General features: G+C 58.9%; 13 protein-coding genes. 4 read left to right on the top strand and 9 right to left on the bottom strand.

What is annotated here, in order from left to right; translation table 11 throughout:
* Positions 1-38: 38 nt before the first annotated feature.
* The 5 genes from DTW90_RS22580 to DTW90_RS22560 all read right to left on the bottom strand — a co-directional run bounded on the left by DTW90_RS22580 (position 39) and on the right by DTW90_RS22560 (position 3,787).
* Positions 39-473, bottom strand: a complete 435-nt coding sequence (locus DTW90_RS22580; protein WP_246665012.1) for an alpha/beta hydrolase — start codon at positions 471-473, stop codon at positions 39-41.
* Between the two features lie 83 nt (positions 474-556).
* The gene (locus DTW90_RS22575; RefSeq protein ID WP_188080020.1) at positions 557-856 is read right to left on the bottom strand and encodes a DUF1330 domain-containing protein; all 300 of its coding nucleotides are present in this window, start codon (positions 854-856) and stop codon (positions 557-559) included.
* A gap of 401 nt (positions 857-1,257) precedes the next feature.
* Entirely contained in the window at positions 1,258-2,019 is a 762-nt protein-coding gene (locus DTW90_RS22570) for an SDR family oxidoreductase (RefSeq protein ID WP_149341110.1), read from the bottom strand.
* Between the two features lie 41 nt (positions 2,020-2,060).
* On the bottom strand, positions 2,061-2,954 hold the full coding sequence (locus tag DTW90_RS22565) for an alpha/beta hydrolase (RefSeq protein WP_149341108.1): 894 nt from the start codon (positions 2,952-2,954) through the stop codon (positions 2,061-2,063).
* Positions 2,955-2,968: 14 nt separating this feature from the next.
* Complete coding sequence (locus DTW90_RS22560) at positions 2,969-3,787, bottom strand: enoyl-CoA hydratase/isomerase family protein (RefSeq protein WP_188080019.1); 819 nt, start codon at positions 3,785-3,787, stop codon at positions 2,969-2,971.
* Between the two features lie 178 nt (positions 3,788-3,965).
* Here DTW90_RS22560 and DTW90_RS22555 point away from each other — a divergent pair, with 178 nt between their 5' ends.
* On the top strand, positions 3,966-4,871 hold the full coding sequence (locus DTW90_RS22555) for a LysR family transcriptional regulator (RefSeq protein ID WP_149341104.1): 906 nt from the start codon (positions 3,966-3,968) through the stop codon (positions 4,869-4,871).
* Positions 4,872-4,991: 120 nt separating this feature from the next.
* Here the strand turns inward: DTW90_RS22555 and DTW90_RS22550 are convergent, their stop codons facing one another.
* Both DTW90_RS22550 and DTW90_RS22545 read right to left on the bottom strand, forming a co-directional pair.
* On the bottom strand, positions 4,992-5,750 hold the full coding sequence (locus DTW90_RS22550) for a sulfite exporter TauE/SafE family protein (protein WP_149341102.1): 759 nt from the start codon (positions 5,748-5,750) through the stop codon (positions 4,992-4,994).
* A gap of 169 nt (positions 5,751-5,919) precedes the next feature.
* Entirely contained in the window at positions 5,920-6,168 is a 249-nt protein-coding gene (locus DTW90_RS22545) for a DUF1127 domain-containing protein (protein WP_149341100.1), read from the bottom strand.
* Positions 6,169-6,340: 172 nt separating this feature from the next.
* On the opposite strand from DTW90_RS22545, the gene DTW90_RS22540 reads away from it, so the two are divergent.
* Positions 6,341-7,684 (top strand): PLP-dependent aminotransferase family protein, encoded by a 1,344-nt coding sequence (locus DTW90_RS22540; RefSeq protein WP_149341098.1) that lies wholly within the window; start codon positions 6,341-6,343, stop codon positions 7,682-7,684.
* A gap of 153 nt (positions 7,685-7,837) precedes the next feature.
* Here the strand turns inward: DTW90_RS22540 and DTW90_RS22535 are convergent, their stop codons facing one another.
* Positions 7,838-8,605, bottom strand: coding sequence for an alpha/beta hydrolase (locus tag DTW90_RS22535; protein ID WP_149341096.1), 768 nt, complete (start codon positions 8,603-8,605; stop codon positions 7,838-7,840).
* Positions 8,606-8,864: 259 nt separating this feature from the next.
* On the opposite strand from DTW90_RS22535, the gene DTW90_RS22530 reads away from it, so the two are divergent.
* Together DTW90_RS22530 and DTW90_RS22525 are read left to right on the top strand one after the other, a co-directional pair.
* The gene (locus DTW90_RS22530) at positions 8,865-9,167 is read left to right on the top strand and encodes a hypothetical protein (protein ID WP_149341094.1); all 303 of its coding nucleotides are present in this window, start codon (positions 8,865-8,867) and stop codon (positions 9,165-9,167) included.
* 115 nt (positions 9,168-9,282) lie between these two features.
* Positions 9,283-11,493, top strand: coding sequence for a PAS domain S-box protein (locus DTW90_RS22525; RefSeq protein ID WP_188080018.1), 2,211 nt, complete (start codon positions 9,283-9,285; stop codon positions 11,491-11,493).
* A gap of 261 nt (positions 11,494-11,754) precedes the next feature.
* On the opposite strand, the gene DTW90_RS22520 is transcribed toward DTW90_RS22525, so the two are convergent.
* Positions 11,755-12,918: a hypothetical protein gene (locus DTW90_RS22520; protein WP_132526971.1), complete on the bottom strand. Its 1,164-nt coding sequence runs from the start codon at positions 12,916-12,918 to the stop codon at positions 11,755-11,757.
* Position 12,919: the final 1 nt, after the last annotated feature.

Here is a 12,919-nt window from a genome sequence, read left to right as displayed (position 1 = left end):
GCTGGATGCGGCGGCACCGCCGCCGCATCCAACAGGGTTCATTGAAACGAGGCGCGGATTTCCTCGATTGTCTGCTTCTGTGCCTGCAGATGTGGGTGGTGTCCGACGCCGGCTAGAAGCTTGAGGGGCGCCTGGATCCGATCCGCGAGTTCGATCCCCATCTCCTTGCTGATGTAGTAGAGATCGTCGCTACCCCAGACCACGGTCACGGGCGTCACAAGCTTCGTCAGATTTGCTTCGAGATAATCCTGCTCGCGCGTGAAGTGGGAGTAGTAGTGGTAGAAGGCGTCCACCGACGTCATCCCGCCTTGGTTCCAGCCGAGCGCCATGTCGTCCTTGAATTCGCTTGACACTTCGTAGTGCACTTCCTCCGGAAGACCGCCCCAGAATGGGTTTGCGAGAATTTCTTCGGGATTGGCATTCATGAATGCCCGTATTGTCGTTCGGGACAGCGACCCGCTCTTGGATCCCATGCCATTCCGCGCTGGTTTTGATCAACAGCGTGTCCGATTGTCCATCAAAGGGACTGCTTCTTTAGGCAGCGCCTTTCGATGAATCAGGCGCCATCAATTGCAATCATCACATCCGTTGTCATGTCCGTCGCGGACTGCCGGAGTTCGATGAGTGGCTTGTAATCCGCGGAGTTGTACCAGGTGGTTAGCGTGGCCATGTCAGGGAACTCGAAGATCGCCACGCGATCCGGCAAAAAATGGTTGGTCTCCAGCACTTTGTGCGTGCCCCCCTGGGTCAGGATACGGCCGCCGCAGTTGGCAATCATTGGCCGGACCTTGGCGCTGTACTCCTGGAATTTGTCAGGGTCAGTGATACGGTGTTCTACAATCAGGTAAGCGGGCATCTTGACCTCCGCAGATTGTGAGAGGAATCTACACCTTGGCCAACTCATATAGCCTTTTGCGTTGGCGTGGTGTTCACCCCACCTCGACGACGTTGTGCCTAGGGTAGCATAGCTGTGTTCAGTTTGTTACTGTTCGCGCGGGAAGGCCGGCAAAGACCCAGCCACGAGCGTCTCCCATCGCTTTGTCGAGCCGCCTATCACGAATGATTTTTGGACGAAGGCGAGATTGCCTGGGCGTAAGGTCAATAAATGATTGTTATCACGTGGTTAAAAGGGATCGTCAGTTCAAATCCCTTGAAGAGCGCGCTATACTAAAGGCAAGCCGTGCGGAGCCTCGCAAACACGATTTTGGACCTTTAAGCACCGTAAGTTCCGCGCGTTGGCTAAACTCCATCACGATCTCAAAGCTCTCCAAATCCGCCGTCGACCACCAATTCTGATCCCAGCATGTAGCTCGACGAGTCACTGGCTAGGAACAACACGGCTGCCGCAATTTCATCGGGCTGGCCAAGGCGGCCAATCGGGATCCGTTTACTTGCGCCGGAGACGTAGTTTTGAAATTCGGTCTCGCTTTGGCCCGGATGTTCGGATCGGCCAACGCCGCGAAGAAGTGGCGTGTCGACAAGACCCGGACTTACTGCGTTCACGCGAATGCGCCGACTGAGTAGTTCTGCCGAAAGAGTCCGCGCAAACGATCGTACCGCCGCTTTTGATGCCGAAAGGATTGCACGACCTGGCAAGCCGACGTGATTGAGCCACGCGGTGTTCAAAATGATTGAGCCACCCTCTTGCATGATGGGTTCCACCGCCTGGATCGAAAAGAAGACCGACTTCACATTCGTATCCATCAGGCGGTCGTATTGATCCTCGTCCGTTGTGGCCAACGGAGTGACATAGGCGATGCCTGCATTGGCGAAAAAGACGTCGAGCCCACCAAAGACTCCTTTGACCCCGTTTGCCATTTGCTGAAGTGCGTTTCGCGACAAGACATCCGTCTGAAATGCGACGACGTCCTCCCCTATGCTCGCGCGCGCCTTCTCAAGGGATATTGGGTCACGACCTGTAATCGCGACGCGCGCGCCGTTCTGATGAAGGAGCCTGGCTGTCGCGAGACCAATGCCGGAGGTTCCCCCTGTGACAAGTGCTCTCTTTCTGTCTAGCATTTCCATTCCTTTCAGGCGGCCGATCGCGGCCCACGTTCGGGCTAAAGGTGGGAACCGAACCATTCGATGGCGGCTCTGGATGCGGTTTCGATTTCGCGCTCGTAGGGATCGAAATGGCCGCCCTTGAGCATCACGAGGCGCTTGGGATGCAGAGCACGCTCGTATGCCTTCAGTGCAAGGTCGGTCACCGCGATATGGTCGTGTTCCGCAACGAGCATCAGAAGCGGCGTCGGCGAGACGCGATCCACCCATTCGCCCGGAGCGTACATGCGAGCCCAGCGTGTCGAGCGCAGCGTCACCTTGTTCTCCCATAATCCCGGAGGCGCCTTCTTCAGATAGTAGTCCACCGCATCGGTTGCCTTGTAGGACGAGTTCTGAGCTGTCTCGGTGCTGACGATCACCTGTGTCGCCAGCGGTTCCCCACGGAGTTGCGCACGGTCGTCGGCGGCGAACAATTCTTCGAGATGGGCGACGTTTTCCGGAGAAACGCGGCGCGAGCCTGCGGTATGTCCATCGATTGTAGGAACCTGCGAGACGATCGCCTTCAATCGCCGATCTGTCGCACCGAGAACAAGGGCGTGGCCGCCCGCGAAGCTTGTTCCCCATAGTCCCACGCGATTCTCATCCACTTCCGGCCTGTCCTGCAGATAGGAAATGGCGCGACGCCAGTCGGTGATCTGTTGCCAGGGATTGATGTCGTGCCGCGGCTCGCCGCCGCTTTCGCCAAAACCCCGGTGATCATGCACAAGGACGACGAAACCAGCGTCAGCGAAGGCTTCCGCGATAGGTTCGATACCATGATATTTTGTGCCGGCGTATCCGTGCGCCATGGTGATGGCAGGAAGAGGCTGCTTCTGCCCCTCGGGAACGAACAACCATGCGGAGAGCTCGATTCCTCCTTCGGCGGGGAAGCGTACGTCGTGTTTCTTGAACATTGATCGAATCCTTTTCACTGATTCAGCGAAGCCAGCACGGGAGCCAGAGCCAGCTCCGCCTCCCGTGTCTGGAACCCTCGCTCGAACGCCTTGCGTATTAGCAATTGGGCGGTTTCATCTCGCACGCTCTCACCAAACAGGTCGGAGTCGCGTCGGAACTCTTCGACAGGGGCGAGCGTCACTTCGTTCACCCGGTCCTTGATCATGGCACCGCCTGGGACGGGGAAGCTTGCAACGCGATGGGCAAGCGCCGAGACGAAAGCGCCGAGTTCGGAGGCTGGCAATGCGCGATTGATCCAGCCGTATCGTTCGGCCGTCTCGGCGTCGTAGTCCTCGGCGCCAAGCAAGACCTCTAGCGCGCGGCCACGTCCGAGAAGCCGAGCAAGATGCTGGACACCTCCAGCGCCGGGAATGAGACCAAACGCTGCTTCGATCTGGCTGAATACCGCCGTCTCGCGCTCTGCGAAACGCATGTCGCATGCGAGGACGAATTCACTTCCAGCTCCTCGCACGCGGCCTCTAATCTCGGCGATAGAGATCAACCGACTTGCGCTGAGGTATCGGAAGACCAGACCGATTGATGGCTCGCCAGTGAGCCTCGCGGCTTCGGCGCGGTATTCACTGACGCGGGTAACGTCGACATGCGGAATGAAATAGTCGGGATCTGCGCTGCGGAAGACGACTACACTGACGGTCGGATCATTCTCGGCGCTCTGGATGAGCGAAACGAGATCTCTAACCAGCGCGGGGCCGAGCAAGTTCATCGGCGGAGCGTCGATGTCGGCAAACAGGACGCCTTCCTCAATCCTTGTCTTGATGGTTTCGAAGTTCATAGCAGTTCTTCTTTCACTCAGTTGCGGCCGGCTCAATGCGGTCGCCTGTTCATCGCGCCTGGTTGTCCACTTCACGATTGGCATCGGCGACCAGGAGGCATGACCACAACATAGTCCCTTCCAATTTGCCGCATTAGTCATTAAAAATGAGAACTAAGTTCTCAGGGATGGAAGGCTAATGGATCGCCTCGAAGCTATGTCGATATTCATCGCGGCGGTGGAAACCGGGAGTTTCTCGGCTGCCAGCCGGCGGCTGCGTATCCCCTTGGCGACAGTTAGCAGGCGCGTTTCGGAACTTGAAGACCATCTGAAAGTCCGACTTCTGGTTCGCGGCAGCCGGAAGCTCACGCTCACACAGGCAGGAGACGCCTACCTATCCTCCTGTCGACGGGCCCTGGAATACATTGCGGAAGCGGAGCGAGACGCAACCGGGGAATACCAGACCCCGCGTGGCGAACTTACATTGAGCGTACCACAGGTCTTGGGTCGGGTTCACGTGATGCCCGTAGTCGCTGAATTCCTGCGGGAGTATCCGGACATCCGGGTTCGGGTCCAACTGACCGATCGCAAGATCAATCTGGGGGAGGAAAGCATCGATCTCGCGCTCCGGGTGGGCGACCTCCCCGACAGCAGCATGATTGCCTTGCGTGCGGGTTCGTTTGGTCAAGTTGTCTGCGCGAGTCCATCCTATTTCGATGGCCGGGGCATGCCAGAAAGGCCCGTGGAGCTGGTAAGGCATGCCTGTATTGGCTACGAGGGTTTGGCGCTCGGAACGACTTGGCAATTCGGTGCGGGCAAGACACGGGAAACTGTCACCGTGCCTTGCCCCCTCGTCGTAAACTCGATCGAGGCAGCGTTGAGCGCCGCCGTGGCAGGGGCCGGGGTCGCGTGCGTTTTGTCATACCTCGTTGATGAACCGGTGAGGTCAAACAAGCTCGTGACGGTCCTCAACGACTTTGCTCCGCCCGCCATCCCGGTAAGTTTCATTTATCCCAGCCAGCGCCAGGTGCCGCTCAAGCTACGGGCTTTCCTGGACTTCGCGATTCCTCGAATGAAGGACAGACTGCGCTATGGAACGAGATAGTCCAGCAGGCATGGTGGAACTGCAACTGCCAACTCGCGCCAAGCACCAGCCTGACGGTCGGCAGCCATAGTGGGAGGGCTACTCGCCAAGTCATCGAGTGCTTGGAGGGGCAGGCCTCGTTCATGCGAGATATCCCGCAACTCCGTCCCACAGCAGTTTCACAGCGGTAACGACCAATAACCCGTAGCAGATGCGGTAGATCTGGCGCTGGTCCAGGACACCATGCAGCCGCCAACCAAGCGAAACCCCACTGGGAACGGCAAGCAGACAGATTGCCATAAGTTCCCAGAGTTCGGCCGACGGCCTTGCTAGGAGCAGCCACGGAACGGCCTTGGTTGCGTTGCCGACGGTGAAGAACATGCTTGTCGTCCCCGCATAGATCTCCTTGGTGAGGCCGAGGGGCAGGAGGTACATCGCAAGCGGCGGTCCGCCGGAATGTGCAACCATGGTCGTGATGCCCGACGCAAGGCCGGCGGTTATGGCCTTGGGCGTCGAACGTGGACGGGTGATCACATCGGCGCCTCTCACCAGCCATAGGCCGACGAAGATCAGAGTGATCACTGCCATCATGATCGCGATTGCGCGGTGGTCCAGAGCGCGGAACAGCAGGTAGCCTGACCCGATGCCGAGCACGAGTCCCGGCAAGAGCAGCACGAGATCCGGCCTCGACCATGTCGAGCGCTTGAAGTAACGCAGGGCGTATAGGTCCATCGCGATGAATAGGGGAGCGAGAAGGCCTCCGGCGCTGACAGGATCCATTACGAAAGACAGCAGCGGTATGCCGATGATGGAGAAGCCGCCTCCGAACGCGCCCTTCATGAAGCAGATAAGGAACACGCCCGCGAAGGCGACGAGGATAGTGGTAGCTGTCAGTTCCATGTGCCTTGCTTTCAAATAGCGCGCCAAAGATCGCTCGGATGTGCCGAGCTTTCACTGGAGCGAACAGCTCGGCTAACATGTCTCGCGCAACGATGTTGAAGAGTGGCCCATCGGCCGGGCGACGCTGATTGAGGCATGTGAGCGATCACGCCTCAGGCGCGGCCAAACGCTAGTCTCGCCGAAGCGTCCTGTCGTTTGAAGCCGCCATGAGCCCGAATGCCGCCGCCCGGATCTCCGAGCGCGCGAGTCCGATGTCCCACAATGCGTCACCGTCGAGATCCCGAAGCCGTGCGGCGCCGGTACGACGAACCAGATGACGCATGATTGCCTTCCATGGTGCGCACAAAGTCTGAAGGGGCGAAGAGAGCCTTTTTGAAACCTCGCGCAGATTCTTTGTGATTGAGAGGATTTCCAACATTTGTCTTCTCCAACGCTTCTCCATGCCGACGCCGTGCGTCGGGCGGACTGTCGAGTTCCGGCGGGGCCATGGTTTGGAGGCCTTCACCGTTTCTGGTACAATGCATTTGATGCGGACAGAATGTTCCGATATGGATATCGGTGCAATCGAAACATTGAACTCGGAGCAATATATGTCGAGATCCGAATATCTAAGGCTTGCCGACACCGTTGCCGCCGAGATCGCCGACGGCACTTTTCAACCCGGTGACCGCCTCCCTCCGCAGCGTACCTTTGCCTTCGAGCGCAAGATTGCCGTGTCCACGGCGAGCCGCGTCTATGCCGAGTTGCTGCGCCGGGGCCTCGTCGTCGGTGAAGTCGGCAGAGGTACTTTCATCTCTGGCGAAGCGAGACGAGGCATTGCCGCTCCTGGGGAACCCCGCGGCATCCGCACCGATCTCGAGTTCAACTATCCGATGCTGCCCGAACAGACCGCACTTATCGCGAAATCGCTAGCAGGGCTGGAGCAAGCGGTTGCGCTGGATGCAGCGTTGCGGCAGGCGACGAGCATTGGCACGCCATCGATCAGGAGCATTTCGGCCCTGCACCTGTCGAAAGGAACATGGACCGTCGACGCCGATCAGTTGATATTCACCGGCAACGGACGGCAAAGCATCGGGGCCGCACTGGCTGCGGTCGTCCCCACTGGCGGTCGCTGCGGCGTGGAAGCCTTAACTTATCCGTTCATCAAAGGCATAGCCGCCCGGCTCGGGATCACATTGGTGCCATTGGCGATGGACGGAGAAGGCGTACGTCCGGGCTCGATTCAAAAGGCGCACCAGGAGACTCATCTTTCGGCCATATACGTTCAGCCCGCGGTCCAAAATCCTTTGGGTACCACGATGTCGCCGGCGCGCCGTGTCGATCTGGTCCGCGTCGTTGAGGAACTCGGTATCCCCGTCATCGAGGACAATGTCTACGCCTTCCTGGATGACGAACTACCACTCGCTTCTATTGCTCCGGAAACTTGTATCGTCATCGATAGCCTCTCCAAGATGGTGGCGCCTGGATTGACTCTCGGCTTCATCGTGCCGCCGCGTCATTTGCGAGAGACTGTCATGGCCTCGGTGCGGTCGGGTGGCTGGACAGCGTCCGGATTTGCCTTCGCTGCCGCTGAGCGGCTAATGGGCGACGGCACCGCCGCCGAGCTCGCAAGACTGAAACGTCTCGATGCGCATGCGCGTCAGAAGTTGGCACGCGAACGTCTCGCCGGGTATGAGATGCAATCGCACGTGGGATGCTATCATTTGTGGCTGACGCTGCCAGCGCATTGGCGATCACAGAGCTTCGTCGCGGCTGCCGCCCGACGTGACATCGCATTGACCCCTTCTACGACGTTCGCAGTCAACTCCGGTTATGCGCCAAATGCCGTCAGACTAGCGCTGGCGGCTCCAAAGATGGATCAGCTTGATGCCGGACTTCGTGTGCTGGCCTCCATGCTGGGAGTTGGCGAGGACAACTTCGACTCAACCGAATAGCTGAACCCGCGCAAGTCGAAGCTCGAGCAGGACCGACAAGGACGATCTTGTCAGGAGATATGAGCCCAAGCCATGGGGCCTTGGGCTCTGTAGGCGAAGTCATGGGATCGGACTGCTGCCGATCAAGACGATCACCAGCCTGTTGACCGCGCCCTAATGCGCGGATGCCGCCTCTTCGATGATTTTCGCTACCGCCTTTGGATGCGAAACCATTACGACGTGCGAGGCCCCCTTGACGACTTCGATATCCCGCGCACCCGCGCGCTCGGCCATGAAGGCTAAGGCCTTCGGTGGTATCGCCGTGTCGTGGTCGCCGTAGACAAACCAGGATGGAATTGTCTTCCATGCAGGCTCACCTGCCGCCTCGCCGAATGCGCTGTCTGTTATCGGTCGCTGGGTGACCGATTCTAGTTTCGCCGCCGCAGCCGGAAGATCTGGCGCGAAAGCCTCCCGAAACTTGTCCTGCTGGACATAGAGATCGTGACCTCCCGCTGCCAGCGGAACTGGCATCAGTGCCGGGCCGAGTACGCTTCCCGGAAACTTGGCATCGAGGGCGCCAGCGTTCTCGCCAGCCTCGGGCGCGAAGGCAGCGACATAGACCAGAGCCTTCACATTCTTCTCCCCGTTTGCCGCGTTGCTGATCACCATACCGCCATAGGAATGGCCGACAAGCACAACGGGAGTCTTGATGGTATCAAGGAGTGCCCGCACGCCGTCGGCATCGCTTTTCACGCCGCGCAAGGCGTTAGGTGCAGCAACGACGGGATAGCAGTCCTTTTCGAGAATGGCGATAACGCCGTTCCAGCCTGACGAGTCTGCAAAAGCGCCGTGCACCAGCACGATTGTTGGCTTGGCGGGCTCTGCCGCCGCAGCCGTACTCGCGACTAGCAGGCCAGCTACGATGGTGGTGATCACTTTCATTATCGGTCTCCCTTGAGGGTTCCAAGCGGCAAATCTCAGTGCCTTTCCTGAGCTTCGGGGAGGGCGTCTTCGTCGCCGCGAAAAGAAAATGATACCTAGGTCTCGGCAAGACCTAGGTATCACGCCGACACTATGGGAGACTGACTTGCATCCCGATGGTGTCGAAGCTCGCCGCACAAGACTGATACCTAAGGATGCGTTGCGAGCCACCGGTGTGAGACCTAGGTAAGAGCTAATTCAAATATCACCGGTACACGAGATGAAGATTTCGGAACTGTCCTCGACGCAAGGTGTGCGCTCGATGAAGGGCTCGGCAAGAACAATCCGTCTTGTGACCCCTGCCAACTCCAACATTCCCAGCGCGGCTCCCGCTCATCACCCTAAGGGTCAGTCAATCAGCCCCGCTCCGGAAGACATCGAACCGTCTGTGGTGACGTCCGTCGCAGTTGTCGTGCTGGGGTTTGTGTTCATCGTCTTGGCGATGACGGTAATCTTTGATCCCGATAGTTCGGGACGGCTTGGCGACCTAATTTCGAGCCTGCAATACAAACTGACAATGTGACGCTCCGCATTGTCCGTCGATCTTGTCACTACCTTCGGGTGTTTTTCACACCATGGTATCATGGACAGCGGGGATAGCCCCTCCTAGGCTTCTCCCAAGACCTGAAGGGCACGCCATGGAGACTGATCAGGCAGACATACTTGATGCACTCCCTGCCATGGTCCTGTGGACGGACCTGAACGGCGAGATCAAGTTCGTAAATCGACGATGGATGCAAAGTGTCGGTTTCCTAGGCACCCACGAGACGCGTTTCGAATGGCGGGATCTCATCGATCCTCAGGATCTCTCGAAGTTTTTCGAAGCATGGCAATCGATCCAGGCATCCCAGAAGCCAGGCGAAGTGGAAGTGCGCATGCGAAACCTCAACGGCGACTATCGCTCTCATCTTCTCCAGGTCAACCCTGCTGAGAGCCGTCGTGAAATCCCTCCCAGGTGGTACGTGGTGGCGACAGATGTCGAAGACCTGCGACGTGCCGAGGAAGGGTTGCGCCGCAAGGCGATCGAGTTCCAGCGGATGGTGAACACAATCTCCGTGCCGCTCGCGGTGACAACGCCGGATGGTGATGTCGAAGCGCTCAACCAGCCAGCTCTGGAATATTTCGGGAAGACGCTCGAAGAACTTAAAGGCTGGAAGGCTTCAGACGTCGTCCATCCCGACGATCTTGAGGCTACAATTGCCGCGCAGATCGAGGCGCATAGGCGAGGCACTTCCTACAATGTCGAAAGCCGACATAGACGGGCCGACGGCATGTATCGCTGGTACAACGTGCTCGGCATGCCTCTTCGCGATCAGGACGGCTCGATACTGCGCTGGTTTCATCTCCTCATCGACATCGAGGAGAGAAAGTGTGCCGAGCAGGCCCTGGCGGTTCGAGAGCGCGAGTCCCGTCACATCCTCGACAGCATCCCGGCGCGCGTTGGCGTCTACGACGTTGAAGGAAACCTCGTTGCAGCGAACAAGCAGGCCAGCGAACTCAGTTGGATACCTGAAAGGCTCGACTGGCGGGAGCTTTGCCATCCGCATGACGTGGAACGCAGCGAACGCCTTTGGAATGCCAGTTTGAACGCAGGGACGCCCTTCGCGTGTGAGTATCGCGCTCGCGTGTCCGATGGATCCTACAGGTGGCACCTCGGTCGCCGCGTGCCGATGCTAGACGAGAGCGGCACCATCGTCCGGTGGTATGGCGTCAGCTACGACATTGAGGATCTGAAGAGGGCTGAGAGCGCTCTGCAAGAGAGCGAACGAAATCTTCAGGTCACCATCGACACGATCCCGGCGCTTGCCTGGTCTGCGAGGACCGATGGTACTGCCGAGTTTCTCAGCAAGCACTATCTCGACTACCTGGGTATGTCTTCGGAACAGGCCGTCGGCTGGGGCTGGGTTTCTGCGGTTCATCCGGATGATTTCGGGCGTCTCCAGGCAATCTGGCAGGAAGCACTTGCATCCTGCCGCGCGACAGAGGCTGAGGCGCGCTTGCGGCGCTTCGACGGCGTGTTCCGCTGGTTTCTCTTCCGGGTCAGTCCTCTGCGAAATGCCGATGGCGCAGTCATCAAATGGTACGGTGTCAACACCGACATTGAGGATCGTAAACGGAGCGACGAGACGTATCGCACGATCGTCGAAACCACGCCCGAATGCGTCAAACTGATCGCCCGCGACGGCACGGTGCTTCAAGTCAACGCAGCCGGGGCCGGGATGGCGGGCGTACGGCATTCCGGTCAAGTTATCGGTCTGAACTTCTTCGACTTTGTCGCCCCCGAGCACCGGGACAGGTATCGCGAATTTCATGAGCGTGTCTGTTCAGGGATGCGAGGCGATCTTGAGTTCGACCTGGTCAACGCCATAGGCGCGCGCCGCCACATGGAAACTCATGCCGCACCCCTGCGCCACATTGACGGCTCCCTGGTCCAACTCGGGGTGACACGGGATGTCACTGAGCGCCGAGAGGCGCAAGATCGTTTGCGACGAAGCGAGGCATTCCTGCTGGAAGGTCAGCACCTTGCTCGAATGGGCAACTTCTCCTGGATTGCAGCGAGTGGCGAGATCGTCTGGTCCGAACAGCTCTATCGCATTTTCGAGATCGAGCCGGGATCGGTGGTGTCGCTTGAGCAGATTGCTGCCCGGATCCATCCCGAGTATCTCCCGCACCTGGTCGACATGGTGCAGCAGATGGAGCACGGCCGCCGCGACTTCGAGTATCAGCTTCGCATCCTTGTCGCCGACGAAGGTGTCAAGCATTCCATCTTATCGCTCATCGCGGTCAGGAGGACAAGGACGTCTATCTCGGCGCAGTCATGGACGAGCTTCATGCCGGGGATCAGATAGTGGATCCGATAGCGAAGCCCGCGGGCATGAAGCTGCGAGCGGATGGTACGCTCGAAGGGGTTGTCTTTGCAGCGCGGTGCGCTGCATCCGGCGGCGAACGGCTTCGGTGGCTTGCAAGTCTAGGGACATGTCGGAAGGCCTACTCCGATCATGAGGCTACAGCATGGCATTAGCCACTGAAGTCTTCTTGAGACGAACTAAAACGGTCTTCAGGTTTTCCGGCGAACGCTCGGGTTTTGCTGGCGGAGGGGAAACCTCCCGTCAGCTCTTTCGGCCCATCCTGCCTGGGCGCGAAACCACCACGGCAGCTTCCACTCCCTTGATCTTTTCGAGGCCGGACTGGAGTTCGTGGTGCTGTTCCGAGTGGGCGGAATCGTCCCACACGAACGCGACGATCTTGTCGAACGCCGTCGTGGTGCTGAGATAGAGAGAGGCGTCGGCGGCAACTTCATCGATGACTTTCGCGAAATCGGACTGCGCACCTCCGCGCATGTATTTCACTTCGATCAGGGTCCTGATCGAAGGAACCGCTAGATCCACTCTGGGCCGCTTATGCCCAATCGAAGGGAGGTTCTCCTCGTCTTCGAGATCCGGGAAGATCGGTGCCAGGATCGTCCAGAGAAGCGCCTGCACATGGTACTCGTTCTCGACGTGCCAGACCGCGATCTCGGATCTCGGTGTCCGCGGCTTCGTTTCGAAGGCCCAGTGTTTCATTGCCCGTGGAACACCCCGAAGTGCCAGTAGCAGATCATCGAACCCGGGCGTGGCGATCCGCACATGCAAGCTTCTTGCGACAACGCCGTCAAACGCAGAGAGACGAACCGAAAGTGTGTCGAGGCCGAGATTGGGACCTGATGGCAGCTGGGAAGCGATCGGCCAGGCACTCGTCGCCAGACCATCGTCCGCGTTCCCTATACCACGAATGGCCAGTGCGAATGCCAGATCTGCGGGATCCTGTATCGCGGGTCCGGCTCCAATCAGATGCCTTGCCGCGGAGACGAGTCCAAGTGTCCAGGCGTTGTCGCCAACCTCCTTCGCCGAGCGGAACAGCAGGTCGTTAAGCCAGGTCGGGTTGGGAAACTCCCTGACCACGAGCGCAATACCCAGCAAAGCGATCCCATCGATTTCGACACGCAGCGGCCTGCCCAGGCTGAAGAACTTCCGCCCGGAGAAGTGGTCGATCTCGTTGAGAAGGAGGGTGTTCTGGGCATCGGTAAGGAGACCGCAAGCCTTGCCGTAGCCGAGAGCGGCCACTTGCTCGGGAAGCATATTATTATCGGAGGCAGCCGCTGCGCGCTGAACCTCGTGTGACAGGCCTTCAGTGTCGCCGAGGACCCACGCACTGAATGCCCGCACGTGCACCGCCGCGTCGGTGGTGGCGATGGCGCGGACAAGTTCCAGACGGATCGTGCTCAGATCGATCATG

The sequence above is a fragment of the Neorhizobium sp. P12A genome, assembly GCF_008365395.1.
Classification (GTDB): domain Bacteria; phylum Pseudomonadota; class Alphaproteobacteria; order Rhizobiales; family Rhizobiaceae; genus Rhizobium.
Note: the sequence above shows the minus strand (reverse complement) of the source record. Positions and strands in the feature narration are given on the sequence as shown.